Source organism: Cellulosimicrobium sp. TH-20 (assembly GCF_002105775.1).
GTDB lineage: Bacteria > Actinomycetota > Actinomycetes > Actinomycetales > Cellulomonadaceae > Cellulosimicrobium > Cellulosimicrobium funkei.
On sequence record NZ_CP020857.1, the window covers coordinates 1,927,343 to 1,948,395 of the forward strand.

Here is a 21,053-nt window from a genome sequence, read left to right on the forward strand (position 1 = left end):
GTGCCCGACGGCGCGACGCACCTCGCGCCGTCGGGCACCTCCCACCGCACCGAAGGACGTCCGCCCGTGACCGCCACCACCGCCCCGCCGCGACGGGGACCCGCCTCGCACGCGCGGGCCGACCGCGGCGGCCGACGCCGCAGCCCCGTGACGTGGTTCCGCGGCGGCGGCCTGAGCAACCTCGTGTTCCTGCTCCCGCTGATCGTGATCTTCGGCGTCTTCTCGTGGTTCCCGATCGTGCGCGCGGTGATCATGAGCTTCCAGGAGACGAACCTCGTGAGCGACCCGACGTTCGTCGGGCTCGACAACTTCCGCCAGGTGCTGAGCGACCCGCTCCTGGGCAAGGCCGTGAAGAACACGCTCTACTTCGCGTTCTTCGCGCTGCTGTTCGGCTACCCGATCCCGCTCGTCGCCGCGGTGCTCATGCGCGAGGTCCGCCGGGCGCGCGGGCTGTACTCCGCGCTCGCGTACCTGCCGGTCGTCGTGCCGCCGGTCGTCGCGGTGCTGCTGTGGAAGTTCTTCTACAACGGCAGCCCGACGGGCGTGTTCAACACGATCCTCGGCTGGGTCGGGCTCGGCCCGTACCCGTGGCTCCAGGACGCCTCGACCGCGATGCCCTCGCTCGTGCTCGCGGCCACGTGGGCCGGCGCGGGCGGGACGATCATCATCTACCTCGCGGCGCTCACGAGCGTGCCGCCCGAGCTCTACGACGCGTCCGAGGTCGACGGCGCCGGGCTGTGGCGCAAGATCTGGCACGTCACGCTGCCCGCGCTGCGCGGCGTCCTGTTCATCACCCTGATCCTCCAGGTGATCGGCACGGCGCAGGTCTTCCTCGAGCCCTACCTCTTCACCGGGGGCGGGCCGAACAACGCGACCCTGACGATCCTGCTGCTCATCTACCGCTACGCCTTCCAGAACAGCCTGGGCGGCGACTACGGGGCCGCGACCGCGCTGTCGATCATGCTCGCCGCCGTCCTCGCCGTCTTCTCGGTCCTCTACTTCCGGCTCACCCGGTCCTGGAGCACGTCATGACCCTCTCGCCCACCGACAACCCGAGCGAGATCGGCGTCGTCTCGCAGGACTCCGCGGCGGCGGCCGACGGCACGCCGACGGGCCCGACGGACGGGACGGACGCCGCCCGCCGCGCCGCCGAGGCGAGCCGCACCCGTCGTGAGGCGGACCGCCGACGGCTGCGCGCGCGCCGCCGCAAGGCGCTCGACGGCGTCGAGGACCGCGGCGCGCTCTCCGAGGCGGACTGGCGCCGCCCGTCCATCCGGTGGGGGATGGGCACCACGCACGTGCTGCTGCTCGTGATCCTCGTGGTCGCGGGCCTCGGGCCGATGCTGTTGCTCGCCAAGTACGCCGTCACCCCGACGCAGGACATCCTGCGCACGCCGATGGCCGTCTTCCCGAACGGCATCGCGTGGGACAACCTCGACAAGGCGTGGAACGACGTCCAGGTCAGCCGGTACTTCCTCAACACGATCTGGCTCGCGGTCGGGTCGTGGGCGTCGCAGATACTCGTCGCGACGACGGGCGGCTACGCGCTCTCCGTGCTGCGGCCGCGGTACGGGAAGGTCGTGCAGGCGCTCGTGCTGTCGACGATGTTCGTGCCCGCGATCGTCCTGCTCGTCCCGCTGTACCTGACGATCCTCGACCCGCCGCTGCTGGGGCGCTCGCTCATCAACAGCTTCTGGGCCGTGTGGCTGCCCGCGGGCGCGAGCGCGTTCAACGTGCTGCTCGTCCAGCGGTTCTTCGACAGCCTGCCGCGCGAGGTGTTCGAGGCCGCGCGCATGGACGGCGCCGGGCCCTACCGGCTGTTCTGGTCGGTCGTGCTGCCGATGTCGCGCCCGATCGTCGGCGTCGTCTCGGTGTTCGCGGTCATCGCGGCCTGGAAGGACTTCCTCTGGCCGCTGCTCGTCCTCAAGGACCCGGCGATCCAGCCGCTGTCCGTGCGCCTGCCGTCCATCGAGGCGTCGACCGACCTCGGCGTCTTCCTCGCCGCGCTCGCGATCTCGACCCTCATCCCCGTCGGCCTGTTCCTCGCCTTCCAGCGCATGTTCCTCCAGGGCGCCGGCCTCGGAGGAGCGGTCAAGGGCTGACCCCCCCTGGCGCTCTGCCCCCTCGGTCCCCGCCCCGCACCCCCTCTCCGCCCCCACCTCTCCGTCGAGCACGGGGTCGGCGACCGGATCGAGACGATTCCGGTCGCCTACCCCGTGCTCGGCGGCGCCAGGGCCGTGGTCGGCGGCGCGGGGCCGTGCGGCCCCGGGGCTCAGCCGCGGCCGCGGGGCTGCATCGCGCGCAGGACGGCGTCGTGGACGTCGGTGTTGCGCTGCGCGCCCGCGAGCCGTGCGGCGCCGGGGCCCTGCGCGGTGATCGGCGTCGCCTCGCCCGTGTGGCCGCCCGTCGTCCAGTCGACGGTGAACTGCAGGTCGGAGCCCGCGAGGTCGAACGGGCCGTCCTCGGCCGTCGCGCCCTCGCCGCCCTCGTCGTCGGGGTCGACGTTCTCGATCGCGAGCCCGCCCGTCGCGTGGTCGCCCACGACGAGCACGAGCGTGTCCCGGTTCCGCTTCTGGAAGTCGAGCGCCAGCGCGACGGTCTCGTCGAGCGCCTGCCCGGCCTGGATCGTGCGCGTCGCGTTGGAGCGGTGCGCGAACTCGTCCACGCCCTCCTCCTCGACGAGCAGGAAGAACCCGTCGCGGTCGCGCGACAGCACGTCGAGCGCCTTGGCCGTCATGTCGACGAGCGGCACCTCCGGCTCGTAGAGGTCGCCCTCGCCCTCGTTGCGCTGCTCGAACATCTCCTCGTTCGCGAACAGGCCGAGCAGCTTGCGCCCGCGCGCGTCCGCGAGCCCCTCGGCGTCGCTCACGTACGTGTAGCCGAGGTCCTGCGCGCGCTCGACCAGGTTCCCCTTCGTCCCCTTGCTCTGCTCGGTCGGGTCCTTCGCGGGGTTGTCCTCCCACGCGCCGGGGTCGCCCGCCGGGTACCACCAGTCCTCGCCGCCGCCGAGGACGACGTCGGGCCGTGAGCCCTCGAGGAGCTGGCGCGCGATCTCGCTCTGGTCGCCCCGGTCGGGCACGTGCGCGCCGAACGCCGCCGGTGTCGCGTCGGTGACCTGCGCCGTCGTGACGAGTCCGGTGGCCTTGCCCGCGCCCCGGGCCGCCTCGAGGAGCGTCGGGACCGGGTTGCCGTCGACGTCGACGCCCACCGCCCCGTTGTACGTCCGGACCCCCGACGCGAACGCCGTGGCGCCCGCCGCGGAGTCCGTGACGGCCTCCTCGGGGTCGGCCGAGTCCGTCGTGGTCCACCCGGCGTGCTCGAGCGAGTCCATCGCGAGCTGCCCGTCCTTGCCCACCGTCGCGAGCCGGATCAGCTCGCGGTGCGAGAGCCCGAGCCCGTCGCCCTGGATGAAGATGACGTTGCGGGCGCGGTCGTTCCCGTGGCCCTGGCCGCCGCCGCGGTCGCCGCCCCGGTCGTCGCCGCGCTCGCCACCGCCGCCGAGCGGCAGGAGCATCACGAGCGCCGCGGCGGCCGCGACCCCCGTCGTCCCCGCGCTGAACCGTCCTCGTCGTGCCTGCATGAGACTCCCCTTTCCCACCGGCGCCGGCTCCGGTGCCGGCACGGCCGCCGCGGACGGGGTCGCCGTCGTCGCGGGGCACGCCCGACGGCGTCGGTGCCGTCGGGACGTTCCCCACGCTAGGCAGGGGCGGGGGACTGGCAAGCCGGACCGGGGTGCGGGGCGGTCACCAGCGGTTGTGGACCTCCTCGGCCCAGCCGACGAGCCCGTCGAACCGCACCGGCGCGGGCGGGGTGCCGCCCGCACCCGGCGCGGCCGGCGGCGTGAACGTGCCCGACCAGTGCCCGAAGCACTGGTCGGTCGACGACGAGACGACCCCGAGGTGCGTGCGCGTGACCTTGGTGTGGAAGGGCACGAACGTCGCGTCGAGGCCGCCGCCGGTGACGCGCCACGGCCGGTCCGGGTCGGCGAGGTCGTAGTCCCACACGAGCTCGTCGGGGAGGTGGTGGAGGCGCCCGTCGACGAGGACCGCGTTCTCGGTCGATCCCGTGCCGACCGTCCAGCGGCCGCCCACCTGGATCCCGACGACCCGGCCGTGGCTCTCGCCCGAGCCCGCGCCCCAGTTCCACCGGACGTCGTACGGCCAGCGCCCGCGGCCGTGGTCGAGCACGGCCCACGACGACCCGGCGGGCACGTCGACCGTCCGGCCGTCGACCCACAGCGTCCCGTGCGCCGGGCGGGCCACGTCCTTGACCGTGTACTGGAACCGCGTGTCGCTCCACGGGACCACCACCGCGAGCCGCTCGTGACCCGGCGGCAGCGTGGCGACGACGTCGAACGAGACGTCGCGCGTGCGTGCCCGCAGACGCGTGCCGCCGTCGACCTCGTCGAGGTCGATCGCGAGGTTCCTCGCCCGGGCGCGCGCCGGGCCGGCGCCCAGCGTGCCGGGGAGCTCGACGCCGCGCGCCGGCACCACGGTCGCGGCGGCACCCCACGTCCGGCCCGACTCCCGGTCCAGGACCCACACCTCGTGCACCGCGGCGTAGTCGATCGAGGAGACGGTGAGGGCGAGGACGTGCGTCGGGGTGGTGACGCCCCAGTACTCCCAGCGCTTGTTCCGGCCGAACCGGCGCGGGCCGCCCGCCCCGCGGCGCCCGATCGCGTCGGTGCCGACGAGCGGCTGGCGGGCCCAGCCGACGGCCCGGCGGTCGAGGCGGCCGTCGGGGCGCGTGAGCGGCACGCGCTCGGTGATCTCCGGGAGCGGCACGGCTCCACCTCCACGTGGTCGGCTCGGGCGGCTCGTGCGCGGGCGTCGGTGCCCGCGGCGCGGCCCGAGGGACGAGCGGCCCGAGTCTAGGGTGCGACCGGCCTCGCGAGGGACGAGGTGACACTCTGTCCCGTCAATGTCACGTCCGAGGTGCCCGCTTCCGGGCGAGCGGGCTCAGGAGCGGGTGCCATGATCGGGAGCATGCCCCCGTTCTCCCCCCAGGACGTCACTGCCGACACGGGCCGGGCCGCCGAGCCTGTCGAGCCCGTCGAGCCCGCCGCCACCCCCGCGAGCGCCGTCGACCCCGGCCCTGCGCCCGACCTGCGCCCGTACGACGCGCTGCTGCTGTACTCGTTCGGCGGGCCCAACAAGCCCGAGGACGTCGTGCCGTTCCTGCGCAACGTCACCGCGGGCAAGGGCATCCCGGACTCGCGCCTCGAGGAGGTCGGCGAGCACTACTACGGCTTCGGCGGCAAGAGCCCCATCAACGAGCAGAACCTCGCGCTCAAGGCGGCGATCGAGGCCGAGCTCGCGCGCCGCGGCGTCGAGCTGCCCGTCGTGTGGGGCAACCGCAACTGGGAGCCGTACACGACCGACGCGATCGACGAGCTCGAGGCGCTGGGCGCGAAGAACGCCGTCGCGCTCGTGACGTCCGCGTACTCGTCGTACTCGGGCTGCCGCCAGTACCGCGAGGACCTCGCGGTCGTGCTCGACGGGCGCGGCCAGCTCGGCCCCGACGGCTCCACGGGCGTGCAGTTCGACAAGGTGCGCTCCTACTTCAACCACCCGGGCTTCGCGCAGGCGAACGTCGACGCGGTGCTCGACGGCTACGCGGCGCTCGCGGACAAGGGCGGCGACGGCGCGGCCGCGCGGCTCGTGTTCGTCACGCACTCCATCCCGGACACCATGGAGGCGGCGTCGCGCATCTCGTTCGCGACGTACTCCGAGCAGCACCTCGACCTCGCGCGCGTCATCGCCGCGGAGGTCTCGGCGCGCCTGGGCCACGACGTCGCGTGGGACCTCGCGTACTGCTCGCGGTCCGGCCCGCCGAGCCAGCCGTGGCTCGAGCCCGACGTGAACGACCACCTGGAGGCCCTCGCGCAGGACGGCGTCCGCGACGTCGTGCTGTCGCCGATCGGCTTCGTCTCCGACCACATGGAGGTCGCGTACGACCTCGACACCGAGGCGATGGAGACCGCGACGGGGCTCGGGATGACCGCCGTCCGCGCGGGCACCGTGAGCACGCGCGAGCCGTTCGTGCGCGGCCTCGTGGACCTGCTCGTCGAGCGCGCGGCGCTCGCACGCGGCGAGGACGTCGAGCAGGCCACGGTCGGTGCGCTGCCCGCGTTCCGCTCGGTGTGCGCGCCGGGCTGCTGCCTGCGCCGCGACGGCGAGCCGAGCGGCGTCCCGGCGCTGTGCAGCACGGACATCCACAGCTGAACCCCGGCGGACACCCCCGCACGGACCCGAGAGGAAGCCCGATGAACGACGCCGCGCGCGTACCCGCGGACCACGAGCAGATCAACACCACCATCCGCTACGCGATGTGGTCCGTCTTCGCCACGGCGGCGCCCCTGCCCGCCGATGCGGACGAGCGCGCGGGCCTCGTGGCCGACGCGCTGGCCGCCGTCGGCGGCGGCGACGACCCGTCCGCGACGGACGGCGACCTCGTCGTGCGCGGCTGGTACGACGTCGCGGGCCTGCGCTCGGACGCCGACCTCATGGTGTGGTGGCACGGCCCGACGGTCGAGTCGGTGCAGCGTGCCTACCAGCACCTGCGGGCGAGCGGCCTGGGCGCGCACCTCGAGCCCGTGTGGTCGAACGTGGCGCTGCACCGCCCGGCGGAGTTCAACCGGGGGCACGTGCCTGCGTTCCTCGCGGGCGAGGAGCCGCGCGACTACCTGTCGGTCTACCCGTTCGTGCGCTCGTACGACTGGTACCTCCTGCCCGACGCCGAGCGTCGCACCATGCTGCGCGACCACGGCCTCGCGGCGAAGGACTACCCGGACGTGCGGGCCAACACGGTCGCGTCGTTCGCGCTCGGCGACTACGAGTGGATCCTCGCGTTCGAGGCCGACGAGCTGCACCGCATCGTCGACCTCATGCGCGAGCTGCGCGCGACCGAGGCGCGCCGCCACGTGCGCGAGGAGGTCCCGTTCTTCACGGGCCCGCGCACGACGCTCGCCGACTGGGCGGACCGCCAGCCCCTGGCCTGACCCCACCCCGCCCACCCCACCCGCCCGCCCGGCAGGCCCGGCCCCGCCCCGGGCCTGCGGCCGAGAACGACTCTGGTGTCGGTATCTCCGCGATACCGACACCAGAGTCGTTCTCGGCGGGGAGCAGAGTCGTTCTCGTCGGCGAGCAGCGTCGTTCTCGGCGGGGGAGCGGCGACGCTCCCAAGGTGCTCAGCATGCTGAGTGATGTCAGGCTGGAGGTATGACCACCGCAGCCGCCGTCCCCGCGGGAAGCGTCCGCGCCCCCGCTCCCTCCGATCGGGTCCGCCAGGTCGTCGTCCTCGTCGGGTCGCTCGTCGCGGCCGGGGCCGCCGCGTACGGCGCGGGCGCCTTCGGCGGCACGTCCGTCGAGCAGACCGCCGGGGGAGCGCTGTCCTCGACCGCGACGCCCGTCGCGCCCGACAACCCGGCGTTCCGCATCTGGTCGGTGATCTACCTCGGCCTCTTCGCGTTCGCCGTCTACCAGGTGCTGCCGCGGCACGCGACGAGCCCGCGCCTGCGCGCGACCGCGTGGTGGGTCCTGGTGTCCATGGTCCTCAACGCCGCGTGGATCGGCGTCGTGCAGGCCGGGTGGGTGCCGCTGAGCGTCGTCGTCATCGCGGCGCTGCTCGCCGTCAACGCGGTGGTCGTCGTGCGGCTCGTGCGCCGTCGGCCCGAGTCGACGGCGCAGGCCGTCGTGCTTGACGGGACGATGGGCCTGTACACCGGCTGGGTGAGCGTCGCGACGCTCGCCAACGTCGCCGCGGCCCTCACCGACGCGGGCGTCGGCGAGCTCGGCCTCGGCGCGACGGGCTGGTCGGTCGTGCTCGTCGCGGCGGCCGCCGCCCTCTCCGTCGCGTGGGCGGCGTTCGCCGCCGGGCGTCGCGCGGTCGTGCTCGGCATCGGCCTCGCGATGTCGTGGGGCCTCGCGTGGATCGCCGTCGGGCGGTTCCAGGGCGAGCTCGTGAACCCCACCGTCGCCTGGGCCGCCGTCGCAGCATCCGCGATCGCCCTCCTGTCGGCGCTCCTGGCGACAACCCGCCACCTACGCCCCTGATCACCCGCCGAGCACGGGATCCGCGACCGGATCGAGCCCAGGACGGTCGCGGACCCCGTGCTCGGCGGGGCCGAGCGTGGTCCGTCAGGGGTAGAGGCCTCGGATCTGGTGGGCCTCTGCTACGCGCTGGACGCCGATGACGAGCGCTGCGTCGCGCAGGCTCAGGTCCTCTCGGCGCGCGAGACCCGCGACCTCCTCGTAGGCGTGGAGCATGCGGTGCTCGAGCTTGTCGCCGATCTCCTCCGCGGTCCACCAGTACGCCTGGTTCGCCTGGACCCACTCGAAGTAGGAGACGACGACGCCGCCCGCGTTCGCGAGCACGTCCGGCACCACGGTCACGCCGTTCTTCGCGAGCACGCGGTCGCCCTCGGCGGTCGTCGGGCCGTTGGCGCCCTCGACGACCCAGCGCGCGCGCACGGTGCGAGCGGTGTCGCCGTCGAGCACGCCCTCTACCGCGGCCGGGACGAGCACGTCGACGTCGAGCGCGAGCAGCGCGTCGTTGTCCACCGGGTCGGCCCGGTCGAAGCCCACGACGCTCCCCGTCGCGGCGACGTGCTCGACCAGGGCGCGCACGTCGAGACCGTCCGGGGCGTGCACCCCGCCGTACTGGTCGGAGACCGCCACGACGCGGGCCCCGCGGGCCGCGAAGATCGCGGCCGCGTGCGACCCGACCTTGCCGAAGCCCTGGATGGCGACGCGCACGTCGGACAGCGGCACGCCCGCCTCCTCGAGCGCCGCGGCGGTGACGTGCACGACCCCGGCGCTCGTCGCCGTCGTGCGGCCGAGCGACCCGCCCACCGTGATGGGCTTGCCCGTCACGACCGCCGGGATCGTGTAGCCCTGGTTGACGGAGTAGGTGTCCATGACCCAGGCCATGGTCCGCTCGCTCGTGCCCATGTCGGGCGCCATGATGTCCCGCTCGGGCCCGATGACCGGCATGATCTCCGACGTGTAGCGGCGCGTCACGCGCTCGAGCTCCGCGTCGGAGTAGGAGCGCGGGTCGATCGCGACGCCGCCCTTCGCGCCGCCGTACGGCAGGTCCACGAGGGCGCACTTCCACGTCATCCACATGGCGAGCGCGCGGACCTCGTCGATGTCGACGCTCGGCGCGTACCGCAGGCCGCCCTTGCCCGGACCGCGCGACACGTTGTGCTGCACGCGGTAGCCGTGGAAGAGGACGGTGCGGCCGTCGTCGCGCCGCAGCGGCACGGCCACGTTCACCTCGCGGCGCGGGGTCGCGAGCATCTCGTGCAGGCCGTCGTCGTAGCCGAGGAAGCGGACCGCGCCGGCGAGCTGCGCGTGCGCGGTGTCGAGCGCGGACGCCGGGGCCCCCGCGTCGGGGGAGCGGCGCGTGCCGCGGGGGAGATCGGTGCTGTCGGTCGGGGTGGGGCCGCCGCTCGTGGTGGCGGGCGGCACGGACGTCGTCGTCACGGTTCCTCCGGTTCGAGGTTCTCCTCGGTGCCGCGGGGGTGTGCGGCACCGAGGGTCACGCTACCCCCGGCGCGGTCGCTCGCCCCTCACGCGCCCCGGTGGTGCCCCAGGGAGTCGACCGCCGCGAGCTCGTCGGCGGTGAGAGAGAACCCGGTGACCCGGAAGTTCGCCTCGATCCGCTCCGGCGTCACGGACTTCGGGATGACGACGAACCCGTGGTCGAAGTGCCAGCGCAGCACGACCTGCGCGGGGGTGACGCCGTGCGCGGCCGCGACCTCGGCGAGCACCGGCGCGTCGAGATCGGTGCGCTTGAACGGGCTGTACCCCTCGAGCACGACGCCGCGCTGCGCGAGCTCGTGCACGACCCGGTGGTCGTAGTCGGCCGGGCTCCACGGGATCTGGTCGACGGCGGGCGTCTCGCCGACCTGCTCGGACAGCACGTCGACCTGCTCGACGGAGTAGTTGCTCACCCCGATCGAGCGCACCTTGCCCTCGTCGCGCAGCTCGACGAACCGCTCCCACACCCACGGCGACGCCTCGCCCGCCGGCGGCCAGTGGACGAGCCACAGGTCCACGTGGTCCGTGCCGAGGTCGCGCAGCGACGCCTCGAGCGTCTCGCGCTCGCGGCCCGCGGCGTCCGGCGGGAGCTTGGTCGTGACGAACACGTCGGCGCGGTCCACGGACGAGTCGGCGAGCGCGCGCCCGACCTGCGCCTCGTTGCCGTAGCCCGTCGCGGTGTCGACGTGCCGGTAGCCCACGTCGAGCGCGTGGCGCACGGCGCGGTAGGCGTCGTCGCCCTCGGACTGCCAGGTGCCGAGGCCGAGCAGGGGCATCGGGCCGCCGGGCAGCTCGACCGTGGGGACGGGGGCGGTGTCTGCGGAGGTCATGCCGTCAGTCTCCGTGCCCGACGCCGTCTCTCGCCACCGCGGGCGCGCGCGGCACCGCGGGCCCGCCCGTCGTCGCGCGGGCGGGAACGGGTCAGCGCCGCGTGCGGCGCCGGTACTGGGCCGGGGTCTCGCCCGCGAGGCGCGCGAACGTGCGCGTGAACGACGGCTGGTCGTAGAACCCGCTCGCCGCCGCGACGTCGCCGATCGACACGGCGCTCCCCGCGAGCAGGCGCGTCGCGTGGTCGACCCGGGTGCGCAGCACGAGCTGGCGCGGCGTCACGCCGTACACGCGCCGCACGCGCCGGTCGAGCACCGCGGGCGTGCACCCCGCCGCCTCGGCGAGCCGCGCCGTCGTCCAGCGCGCCCCGAGGTCCGCCTCGACCGCGGCGACGAGCGCGGCGAGGGAGTCCATCGTCGCGTCGTCCGCCGCGCCCGCGCGCAGGTCGTGCGAGACCGAGACGATCCCCACGAGGTGACCGGCGTCGTCGTGCACGGGGAGCTTGGACGTGAGGAACCAGCCCGACGTGCCGCCGAGCCGCCGGATGCGCTCGAGCTCGCCGCGCAGCGCGCGCCCGCGCAGCACCTCGGCGTCCTGCTGCTCGTAGCGCTCGGCGAGCTGTGCGACGAACAGGTCGCGCGCGCGTCGGCCCAGCACCGCGCGGCGCGAGCGCTCGTTCGTCCGCGCGACGAACACCGGGTTGACCGCGACGTACCGGCCCGTGACGTCCTTCGCGCAGAACATCGTGTCCGGCAGCTCGTCCATGAGCGCGACCATGGCGGGGCTGAGGGCGGCGAGGAGCTGGTCCGCCGCGGGCGGCGAGGTCTCGGCGTTGTCGCGGACGGGTGCCATGTCGCCCTGGATCGTACAAGACGAGCCACCGCGACCCGAGGCACCCTGGAGGGATGAGCAACGACGCGCCCGCCCGGCCGCTCCCCACCCCCGGAGCCGTCGGCGACACGAGCCTCACCTCCCCGGACGACCTCGTCGAGGACGCCGTCGCGCTGGCCCGCCGCTGGCTCGCCGCCAGCGAGGGAGCGGGCGACGCGCGCGCCCGCCGGACCGCCGAGCGGCTCGGCGCGCTCGTCTCCGACCCCACGGGCCTCGAGCTCGCGGTCCGGTTCGTCGACGACGTCGCGCGCCCCCAGGACGTGCACGTCGCCGCACGGGCGCTCGGCCGCCTCGGCGAGCTCGCGGGCAGCGCGGGGTCGTTCCTCGGGCCGGTCGACCGGTCCCTCCTGCGCGTCGGGGCGGGCGTCGCGCCGGTGCTGCCGCGCGTCGTCGTGCCGGCCGCGCGCGTGCGCCTGCGCCAGCTCGTGGGCCACCTCGTGGCCGACGCCGGCCGCGGCCTCGGCCCGCACCTGGCCCGCACCCGCGCGGAGGGCTACGCGCTCAACGTCAACCTCCTCGGCGAGGCCGTGCTCGGCGAGGCCGAGGCGGACGCTCGCCTCGAGCGCACGCTCGCGCTCGTGCGGCGCCCCGACGTCGACTACGTGTCGGTCAAGGTGTCGTCCGTCGCGTCGCAGCTCGTCACGTGGGACCTCGACGGGTCGTGCGCCCGCGTCGTCGAGCGGCTGCTGCCGCTGTACCGGGCGGCGCGCGACCACGGCGTCTTCCTCAACCTCGACATGGAGGAGTACAAGGACCTCGCGCTCACGACCGCGGTCTTCCGCGAGATCCTCGCGCACGACGACCTGCACGACCTCGAGGCCGGGATCGTGCTCCAGGCGTACCTGCCCGACGCGCTCGGCGCGCTCGACGGGCTCACCCGCTTCGCGACCGAGCGCGTCGCCGCCGGGGGAGCGCCGATCAAGGTGCGTCTCGTCAAGGGTGCGAACCTCGCGATGGAGGCCGTCGAGGCCGAGCTGCACGGCTGGCCGCAGGCGCCCTACCCCACGAAGCCCGACGTCGACGCGAACTACGTCCGCCTCCTCGACCACGCCCTGCGCGCGCCGCGGACCGACGCCGTGCGCATCGGCGTCGCGAGCCACAACCTCTTCCACGTCGCGCTCGCCGTGCTCCTCGGCCGGGCCCGCGGCGTGAGCCACGCGCTCGACGTCGAGATGCTCCAGGGCATGGCCCCCGGCGAGGCGCGCGCCGTGCGCGACGAGGTCGCGGCCGACCGCGTCGAGAGCGGCCCGCACGCCGGCCGCGGCGGCCGCGTCGTGCTGTACACGCCCGTCGTGCGCGACGAGGACTTCGACGTCGCCATCTCCTACCTCGTGCGCCGCCTCGAGGAGAACGCCGCCGAGCAGAACTTCCTGCACGCCATGTTCGCGCCCGACGGGTCGCCCGCGGGCAGCCCCATGGAGCGCCAGGAGGCCGCGTTCCGCGCGTCGGTGCGCCACGGGGTGCACTACGCCGAGACCGACGCCGCGCCGCGCCGCACGCCCCGGCCCGCCGTCGGCGGCGGGACCGACGCCGGGTTCGCGAACGCCCCCGACACCGACCCGGCCGTCGCCGCCTCGCGCGACTGGGCCCGCCACGTCACCGGGACCGGCTCCGGGTACGTCCCCGTCCGCACGCCCGAGCTCACCACGACCGCCCAGGTGGACGACGCCGTCGCGACCGCCGTGCGCGCGACCGCCGCGTGGTCGCAGGTCGCCCCGGCGGCCCGCGCCGCCGCCCTGCGGGCCGTCGCCCGGCGCCTGGAGGAGGCGCGCACCGACCTCGTCGCCGCGATGGTGCACGAACCCGGCAAGACCGTCGCCGAGGCCGACCCCGAGGTGAGCGAGGCCGTCGACTTCGCGCGCTACTACGCGCGCTCCGCCGAGGAGCTGGACCACGTGCCCGGCGCCCGGTTCGCGCCCGACGGCGTCACGCTCGTCACGCCGCCGTGGAACTTCCCCGTCGCGATACCCGTGGGCGGGGTGCTCGCGGCGCTCGCGGCCGGGTCGGCCGTGCTCGCCAAGCCCGCGCCGCCGACGCCGCGCTGCCTCGAGGTCGCCGTCGAGGCGGTCCACGCGGGCCTGCGCGACGCGGTGGCGGCGGCACCCGGTGACTTCCCGGGGCTGGACGCGGGCTCGGTGACCGACGTCGTGCAGTACGTCCGCGTGCCCGACGACGAGCTCGGCACCCGCCTCGTCACGCACGACGACGTCGCGCGCGTCGTGCTCACGGGCTCGATCGAGACCGCGCAGCTCTTCGCGCGGTGGAAGCCGTCGCGCCCGGTGCTCGCCGAGACGTCGGGCAAGAACGCGCTCGTCGTCACGCCGTCGGCGGACCTCGACCTCGCGGTCGCGGACCTCGTGCGGTCGGCGTTCGGGCACGCGGGGCAGAAGTGCTCGGCCGCGTCGCTCGCGATCCTCGTCGGCTCGGCGGGCGACCCGCGGACGGAGACGGGACGCCGGGTGCGGCGCCAGCTCGTGGACGCGGTGCGCTCGCTCGCCGTCGGTCCGGCGACCGACGTCGCGACGACCATGGGCCCGCTCACCGAGCCCGCGTCGGGCAAGCTGCTGCACGCCCTGACGACGCTGGAGCCGGGGGAGTCCTGGCTCGTCCGGCCGCGGCTGCTGGACGGCGGCCCCGACCTGGAAGGCCGCCTCTGGACGCCGGGACTCAAGGAGGGCGTCGCGCCCGGGTCGCCGTTCCACCTCACGGAGTACTTCGGGCCGGTCCTCGGGATCATGACGGCCGCGACCCTCGACGAGGCGATCGCGCTGCAGAACGCGGTCCCGTTCGGCCTCACCGGAGGCATCCACAGCCTCGACGACGCCGAGGTCGAGCGCTGGCTCGACGCCGTCCAGGTGGGCAACGCCTACGTCAACCGGCACATCACCGGCGCGATCGTGCAGCGGCAGTCGTTCGGCGGCTGGAAGCAGTCGGCCGTCGGGCCGGGCGCCAAGGCGGGCGGGCCGAACTACGTCGCGCAGCTCGGGCGCTGGAGCGACGCGCCCGACACCTCGACGAGCGCGTCGGCGTCGGGCACCGACAGCACGCACGACGCGGTACCGCCCGCGCGCGAGGCCGCGCCCGAGGCGTGGCTCGCGTGGGCGAAGGCCGACGACGCGCGCTGGTGGGAGCGGGAGTTCTCCGTGGGCCACGACCCCTCGGGCCTGCACGTCGAGGCGAACGTCTTCCGCTACCGCCCGGTCGACGTGCTCACCGTGCGCGTCGGCGCGGACGCGCTCCCCGTCGAGGTCGAGCGCGTGCTCCACGCCGCGCGCACCGCGGGGGTGCCGGCCGTCGTCGTGCCGAGCACGGGCGACGCCGCGGTGAGCGACGAGGAGTTCGCGCGCCGCGTCGCGTCGGGCGCCGTCCGGGGCCGGGTCCGCGTCGTCGGCTCCGCGCCGGGGCTGCACGAGGCCGCGGCCGAGCGCGTCGGCGAGGTCACGGTGCTCGACCACCCCGTCGTCGCGAGCGGGCGCCGCGAGCTGCTCACCGTGCTCCACGAGCAGGCCGTCAGCCGCACGACGCACCGGTACGGCCACGTGAAGCGCTGACCGCTCCCGGCGCGCGGGAGAGGCTCGGCCACCGCCGGGCCCCTCCCGCGACGACCGCGCGGCACCCCGGTCGCTACCGCGCGTCCGGCACCGGCGAGACGGTCACGGACGCCGCGTCGCGGTACGCGCGCAGGCGCTCCGCCTGCTCGGCGACGGCGTCGGCGAGCCCGGCGTCCCACGGGACCCAGGGGTCGGTGAGGACCGTGAGGCGACGGCCCGACGCGCGGGGCCGCCACGTGCCCACGACCTCGCCGCCCGCGAGCACGGCCCCGGGCCGGCCGAGGACCCGCCACAGGTCCTTGGCACGCGCCACGTCCGGGACGAGCGTCGCGCGGTCGCGCAGCTGCAGGAACAGGTCGTAGGGGCCCACGAGGCGCACGACCGGGGCGCCGGGCGCGGGTCGCGCGTCGCGCTCGCGCGCGGCGGCGCCCGTGACGCGACCGAGATCCTCGGCGAGCACCCAGCGCTCGGTCGGCCGCGGGCCGGGCTCGACGTCGGCGACCTCGACGCGGACCGCGTCGTCGGGCCACCGGTCCCGGACGTCCTTCACCGGGGCGTCGAGGAACGCGGCGACGTCCTGGACGCTGGCGGCGGGGAAGAAGCGCAGGTAGCCGCGGACGACGTCCAGGCGCGGCAGGGCGTCGCCGCCGAGGCGCCCGTAGAGCGGCGGCTCGAGGCCGGGGACGCGCCGCAGCACGGGCGGGGACGAGCCCGGTTCGAGCTCGAGCCCGGCCTGCAGGGCCGCGAGGCGGAACGTCTGCTCGTAGCTGTGGGTGGCGCCGCACGGCCCGCACCAGCGCAGGTGCGGCTCCGGGAGCCGCGCGGTGAGCCGCGTCGAGAGGTCGCCCTTGACGGTCGGGGTCTCGACGAGCTCGCGCTCGAGCCGCGCCTCGGTGCGCAGGGCGTCGAGCACGGCGACACCCGCCGCGCGGAGCGGTCGGCTCGCGTCGTAGACCCGCTTGGCGGCGTCGGCCTCGGAGAACGGCGCCGTCGCGGTCGCGACGTCGGCGAGGTCCGCGCGGCGGTAGACGTGCGGGGCGCCGCGCAGCGTCCACGCGAGCGCGAGGTCGGGCGGCAGGGTGCCCGGCGCGACGTCCGGGGCGCCCCGGACGGCGAGCGCCCACGCGGCGCCGTCGGACCCCGTGTCCTGGACGCCCAGGTCGAGGACGGCGACGTCCGTCAGCGCGGCCGCCGCGCCCGGCGCCCGGTCGAGCTCGTGGGCGTGCCAGCGCGCGGCGAGGACGTCGGCCCGCGAGAGCGTGGCCACCACCGGTTCCGTGGACGGGTGCACGACGCCAGATTACGAGCGACCGCCCACAGCGTCTCGGCTCCCCACGCCTCGGGTGCCGCGCGGCGCCGCGGACGGCGCGGGGTCAGACGGAGTCGCGCTCGACGAGCTCCGGCGCGAGGACCTGCGACGCGATCTCGTCGCCGCGGCCCCCCACGAGGTCGAGCAGAAGGTCGGTCGCGCCGCGCACCATCTCGACCATGGGGTTCTGGACCGTGGTGAGCGGGGGCGACGTCGTGGCGGCGGTGGCGAGGTTGTCGAAGCCGACGACGGACACGTCGCGCGGCACGTCGCGGCCGTGGGCCGCGAGCACGCGCAGCGCGCCCTCGGCCATGAGGTCGGACGCGACGAACAGGCCGTCGAGGTCCGGGTGCGCGGCGAGGAGGCGCTCCATGGCCGCCGCGCCGCCCGCGACGGCGAAGTCGCCGATCTCGACCGCGTCGTCCGGCAGGCCGGCGTCGCGCAGCACCTCGCGGAACCCCGTGAGCCGGTCCACGCCCGCCGTCATGTCCTGCGGGCCGGCGATCGTCGCGATACGGCGCCGGCCCGCCTCGACGAGACGCCGCGCCGCGAGGCGGCCGCCCTCGACGTTGTCCACGTCGACGTACAGGAGGTCCGGCGTCGGGTGGAACGGCCGCCCCACGAACACGGCGGGCAGGCGCGCCGCGAGGAGCGCTTCTTCGAGGTCGTCGTCGCGGTGGTGCGACGCGACGATCGCGCCGTCGACGTGGCCGCTGCTGAGGTACCGCACGATGCGGCCCGGCTGCTCGTCGGGGCGCGCGAACAGCAGCACGAGCTGCAGGTCCGTGCCGCCGAGCGCGGCGCTCACGCCGCGCATCGTGCCCGCGAGGAACGGGTCGGTGAGGATGCGCTCGTCGGGCTCGGGGACCACGAGGGCGATCGAGTCCGTGCGGCGCGTCACGAGCGAGCGGGCGGCGCGGTTGGGCGTGTAGCCGAGCTGCGCGACGGCGGCGTCGACCGCCGCCTGCGCCTCGGGCGACACCCGCAGGCCGCCGTTGATGGCGCGCGACGCCGTCGAGCGCGAGACACCCGCCGTCTGGGCCACCTCGTCCAGGGTCGGCGCGGAGCGCAGGCTGTTCATCGGGACAGTATGGCGCGCGCGCTCCCCGGTCCGCACCGCCCCGCTCACCGTGCCCTCACCGTCGCCGTCACTCGGCCGGGGCGGCGTCCGCGGCCGGCGTCTCGCGCGCCGGGATCGCGTTGTCGCGCGCGACCTGGGCGTACCAGGCGCCGCTCGCCTTGACGGTGCGCTCCTGCGTCTCGTAGTCGACGCGGACGATGCCGAAGCGCTTCGTGTAGCCGAGCGCCCACTCGAAGTTGTCCATGAGGGACCACGCGAAGTAGCCGCGCACGTCCGCCCCCGCGTCGATCGCGTCGCGCGTCGCGCGCAGGTGCGCGTCGAGGAACTCGAGCCGGTCCTGGTCGTCGACCGAGCCGTCCGGGCCCACCTGGTCCGGGTAGGCGGCGCCGTTCTCGGTGATGTACATCGCGACGCCGCGTGGGCCGGTGAAGTCGCGCTGCAGGCGCGTGAGGAGGCGCGTCAGCCCCTCGGGCTGAACCTCCCAGCCCATGTCCGTGCGCGGCAGGCCGCGCGAGTGGGCGTGCACGCCGTCCGCGGCGGGGTAGGGGGACGACGTCGGGCGCACCGGCGCGGCGTCGGCCTCCTCGTCGCGGACGCCCTCGGGGCGCGTGCCACCGCCGCCGTCGCCCCCGGTGCCGGGCGCCGTCGTCTGCGGGCGGGCCGAGACCGCCCCGCCGTTGTAGTAGTTGACCCCGAGCGTGTCGATCGGGGTGGAGATGATCTCGAGGTCCCCGTCCTTGACGTGGTCGAGCAGACCGTAGGGCGCGACGTCCTCGAGGACGTCGGCCGGGTACTCGCCGTGGAAGACGGGGTCGAGGAAGATCCGGTTGAACTGGCCGTCGATCCGGCGCGCGGCGTCGACGTCGGCCGGGTCCTGCGGGTCGACCGGGTCGGACACCGTGAAGTTCAGCGTGAGCCCGAGGTTCGCCTCCGGCGCGCGCTCGCGCAGCGCCTGGACGGCGAGGCCGTGCCCGAGCAGCAGGTGGTGCGCGGCCGCGAGGCCGTCCTCGCGCGACTGCCGGCCGGGCGCGTGCACGCCCGCGGTGTAGCCGAGGAACGCGGAGCACCACGGCTCGTTGAGCGTCGTCCACACGCCGACGCGGTCGCCCAGCGCCTCGTGCATCGTCACCGCGTACTCGGCGAAGAGGTACGCCGTGTCGCGCGACGTCCAGCCGCCCTTCTCCTCGAGCGCCTGGGGGAGGTCCCAGTGGTAGAGCGTGAGCCACGGCAGGACGTCCGCGGCGAGCAGCTCGTCCACGAGGCGGTCGTAGAACGCGAGCCCGGCGGGGTTGACCGCGCCGCCGTCGGGGCGCACGCGGGCCCACGACGTCGAGAACCGGTACGTCCCCAGGTCGAGGTCGCGCAGGAGCGCGACGTCCTCGCGGTACCGGTGGTAGTGGTCGCACGCGACCATGCCGTCGTCACCGTTCACGACGGCGCCCGGCACGCGGGCGAACGCGTCCCACACGGAGTCCGTGCGCCCGTCGGTGTGCCCCGCGCCCTCGATCTGGAACGCGGCCGTCGCGGCGCCCCAGAGGAAGCCCGGGGGCATCTCGACGCGTCCGGTCGCGGTCGCCGGGTTCGGGGGGAGGGGCGCGGACGGGACGAAGCTGGTCATGGTCGATTGTCCTTCGAGAAGTCGCGGGATGGCACGCGGGCGGGCCGGTCGGGCCCGCCCGCGCGACGGTCGGCGCGCAGCACGGACCGCGCCCACCGGGTGGTGGGCGGGTCGTGCGGCGCGGGGCGCCGGGCGTCAGCCCTTGACGGCGCCCTGCATGATGCCCGCCACGAGCTGGCGGCCGGTGAAGATGAAGATGACGATGAGCGGCAGCGTGACGAGGAAGATCCCGGCCATGACGAGCGAGTAGTCGACGAAGAAGTTCGACTGCAGGGACCGCACCACGAGCGGCAGCGTCGGGTTGTTCTGGTTGAGCACGATGGACGGCCAGAAGAAGTTCGTCCACTGCTGCACGAACGTGAACAGGCCCAGCATGGCGGCGGCCGGGCGGGCCGCCGGCAGCGCGATGGACCAGAAGGTGCGGATCATGGACGCGCCGTCGACCCGGGCCGCCTCGATGAGCTCGTACGGGAGCGCCTCGCCGAGGTACTGCGTCATCCAGAAGACGCCGAACGCCGTGACGAGCGCGGGGACGATGACGGCCTGGAGCTTGCCGATCCACCCGAGGTCCGACATGAGGATGTACATCGGGATGACGCCGAGCTGCGTGGGCACCGCCATCGTCGCGATGACGAACACGAGCAGCGGGCCGCGGCCACGGAACCGGAGCTTCGCGAACGAGAAGCCGGCGAGGGTCGAGAACAGCACGACCGAGAGGGACGTGAGCACCGCGACGACCACGGAGTTCCAGGCGGCCTTCCAGAAGTTGATCGCGTCCGAGCTCATGACGTCGGCGAACCGGTCGAACAGGCTCGCGTCGGGCAGGAGCTGGGGCAGCGCGCTGCGCGAGATCTCCTCGGGCGTCGAGGAGCCGAGGATCAGCGTGAAGTACAGCGGGAACACCGAGATCAGCAGGACGATCCCGAGGATGGTGTACGTGACCCAGCGCGGGCGGCGCTGCGTGCCGCCGACGTTCTTCCCGGCGCTCCGGCGGCGGGACGCGGCGCGGGCCGCGCCCGGGCCGGCGGTCTGGGCGATGACGGGGACGGAGCTCATCGCTTCCTCCGGTCGGTCGGGCTGGCGGCGGTCGGGACGGACGCCTCGGTCCCCGCGGCGGAACGCTGCGCGGACATGGCGTCCTCGGCGCGCAGGCGCTTGCGCGCCTCCTGGCGGCGACGCACCCAGCGTGGCGGGCGCGGCTGCGCGTTCGACGTGGCGATCCGCCGGGTGACGAGGAAGTTGACGATGCCCACGAGGATGATGAGCAAGAACAGCAGCCACGCGACGGCGGCCGCACGGCCGAAGTTCTTCTGGTTGCCCCACGCGACGTCGTAGAGGTAGAGCACGGTCGTCATCCACTGCCGGTCGGCGCCGCCGAGGCCCTGCGCGTCGAACATGCGCGGCTCGTCGAAGATCTGCAGGCCGCCGATCGTCGACGTGATGACGACGAAGATGATCGTGGCGCGGATCTGGGGGACGGTCACGGAGAAGAACTGGCGCACGCGCCCGGCGCCGTCGATGATCGCGGCCTCGTAGAGCTCGCGCGGCACGGCCTGCATCGCGGCGAGGAAGATCAGCGCGTTGTAGCCGGTCCAGCGGAAGTTCACCATCGACGCGATGGCGACGTGGCTCGCGAGGGCGTCGGCGTGCCAGCGGATCGGGTCGACGCCGACGAGGCCGAGCAGCTCGTTGATGAGCCCGTACTGGTCGGCGAACAGGCGGCCGAAGATCATCGAGACCGCGACGGGCGCGACGACGTACGGCAGCAGGACGCCCATGCGCCAGAACGTCGCGGCGCGCAGGTTCTGGTCGAGCAGGGCCGCGATCGCGATCGCGGCGATGACCTGCGGCACGGACGAGAGCACGAAGATCGAGACGGTGTTGCGCAGGGACTTCCAGAACGTCGGCTGCGCGAGGACGTCCGTGTAGTTCTGGAGACCGACGAAGTCGCCCTGGCCGCCGAGCAGGTTCCAGTCGTAGACCGACACCACGGCGGTGTACACGAGCGGGAAGAGCCCCGTGATCGCGAACAGGATGAAGAAGGGCGAGATGTAGAGGTAGGGCGAGACCTTGACGTCCCAGCGGCTGAGGCGCTGGGAGAAGCCGACGCGGCGCGGCGTGCGCGGCGGCGGCCCGCTGAGCCCCGGCGAGGGCTGGGTGGGCGTGAGGACGGCCATGTGGGATTCCTGGGCTGCTCGGTGGCGCTGGGTGGCTGCGGGTGCGGGGCGTCGTC

The 21,053-nt window shown here is 74.8% G+C and carries 16 protein-coding genes; 6 read left to right on the forward strand and 10 right to left on the reverse strand.

From position 1 onward, the window contains the following. Positions 1-66 precede the first annotated feature (66 nt). Positions 67-1,032 carry a carbohydrate ABC transporter permease gene (locus B8281_RS08580; protein WP_085388688.1) on the forward strand — a complete coding sequence of 322 codons (966 nt, stop codon included), beginning with the start codon at positions 67-69 and terminating at the stop codon, positions 1,030-1,032. Further along, entirely contained in the window at positions 1,029-2,102 is a 1,074-nt protein-coding gene (locus B8281_RS08585; RefSeq protein ID WP_085387495.1) for a carbohydrate ABC transporter permease, read from the forward strand. Before B8281_RS08580 ends, B8281_RS08585 begins: the two co-directional genes overlap by 4 nt. Positions 2,103-2,272: 170 nt before the next feature. Here the strand turns inward: B8281_RS08585 and B8281_RS08590 are convergent, their stop codons facing one another. Next, the gene (locus B8281_RS08590; protein ID WP_085387496.1) at positions 2,273-3,580 is read right to left on the reverse strand and encodes an alkaline phosphatase; all 1,308 of its coding nucleotides are present in this window, start codon (positions 3,578-3,580) and stop codon (positions 2,273-2,275) included. Between the two features lie 163 nt (positions 3,581-3,743). Continuing rightward, entirely contained in the window at positions 3,744-4,784 is a 1,041-nt protein-coding gene (locus B8281_RS08595; RefSeq protein ID WP_085387497.1) for a DUF2804 domain-containing protein, read from the reverse strand. A gap of 201 nt (positions 4,785-4,985) precedes the next feature. Between B8281_RS08595 and B8281_RS08600 the strand changes: the two genes are divergently transcribed. From B8281_RS08600 to B8281_RS08610, 3 genes are all read left to right on the forward strand, one after another. Next, positions 4,986-6,224 carry a ferrochelatase gene (locus B8281_RS08600; protein ID WP_085388689.1) on the forward strand — a complete coding sequence of 413 codons (1,239 nt, stop codon included), beginning with the start codon at positions 4,986-4,988 and terminating at the stop codon, positions 6,222-6,224. 41 nt (positions 6,225-6,265) lie between these two features. Next, positions 6,266-7,000, forward strand: coding sequence for a hydrogen peroxide-dependent heme synthase (gene hemQ / locus B8281_RS08605; protein ID WP_061267467.1), 735 nt, complete (start codon positions 6,266-6,268; stop codon positions 6,998-7,000). A 220-nt stretch (positions 7,001-7,220) separates the two neighbouring features. Then, entirely contained in the window at positions 7,221-8,054 is an 834-nt protein-coding gene (locus B8281_RS08610; RefSeq protein ID WP_043653356.1) for a tryptophan-rich sensory protein, read from the forward strand. 84 nt (positions 8,055-8,138) lie between these two features. Here the strand turns inward: B8281_RS08610 and B8281_RS08615 are convergent, their stop codons facing one another. The 3 genes from B8281_RS08615 to B8281_RS08625 all read right to left on the reverse strand — a co-directional run bounded on the left by B8281_RS08615 (position 8,139) and on the right by B8281_RS08625 (position 11,222). Then, positions 8,139-9,485 (reverse strand): Glu/Leu/Phe/Val dehydrogenase, encoded by a 1,347-nt coding sequence (locus B8281_RS08615; protein ID WP_232322736.1) that lies wholly within the window; start codon positions 9,483-9,485, stop codon positions 8,139-8,141. Between the two features lie 86 nt (positions 9,486-9,571). After that, complete coding sequence (locus B8281_RS08620; protein ID WP_085387498.1) at positions 9,572-10,372, reverse strand: aldo/keto reductase; 801 nt, start codon at positions 10,370-10,372, stop codon at positions 9,572-9,574. 91 nt (positions 10,373-10,463) lie between these two features. Next, entirely contained in the window at positions 10,464-11,222 is a 759-nt protein-coding gene (locus B8281_RS08625) for an AraC family transcriptional regulator (protein WP_043653362.1), read from the reverse strand. A gap of 53 nt (positions 11,223-11,275) precedes the next feature. Between B8281_RS08625 and B8281_RS08630 the strand changes: the two genes are divergently transcribed. Continuing rightward, complete coding sequence (locus B8281_RS08630; RefSeq protein ID WP_085387499.1) at positions 11,276-14,812, forward strand: bifunctional proline dehydrogenase/L-glutamate gamma-semialdehyde dehydrogenase; 3,537 nt, start codon at positions 11,276-11,278, stop codon at positions 14,810-14,812. 73 nt (positions 14,813-14,885) lie between these two features. On the opposite strand, the gene B8281_RS08635 is transcribed toward B8281_RS08630, so the two are convergent. From B8281_RS08635 to B8281_RS08655, 5 genes are all read right to left on the reverse strand, one after another. Then, positions 14,886-16,103, reverse strand: coding sequence for a DNA glycosylase AlkZ-like family protein (locus B8281_RS08635; protein ID WP_232322737.1), 1,218 nt, complete (start codon positions 16,101-16,103; stop codon positions 14,886-14,888). Between the two features lie 82 nt (positions 16,104-16,185). Then, entirely contained in the window at positions 16,186-17,202 is a 1,017-nt protein-coding gene (locus B8281_RS08640) for a LacI family DNA-binding transcriptional regulator (RefSeq protein WP_061267473.1), read from the reverse strand. Between the two features lie 67 nt (positions 17,203-17,269). Then, on the reverse strand, positions 17,270-18,820 hold the full coding sequence (locus B8281_RS08645) for a glycoside hydrolase family 1 protein (protein WP_051027889.1): 1,551 nt from the start codon (positions 18,818-18,820) through the stop codon (positions 17,270-17,272). 135 nt (positions 18,821-18,955) lie between these two features. Then, positions 18,956-19,876, reverse strand: coding sequence for a carbohydrate ABC transporter permease (locus B8281_RS08650; RefSeq protein WP_034651858.1), 921 nt, complete (start codon positions 19,874-19,876; stop codon positions 18,956-18,958). After that, on the reverse strand, positions 19,873-20,997 hold the full coding sequence (locus B8281_RS08655; protein ID WP_051027891.1) for a carbohydrate ABC transporter permease: 1,125 nt from the start codon (positions 20,995-20,997) through the stop codon (positions 19,873-19,875). The genes B8281_RS08650 and B8281_RS08655 overlap by 4 nt, the downstream gene beginning before the upstream one ends. Between the last annotated feature and the right edge of the window lie 56 nt (positions 20,998-21,053).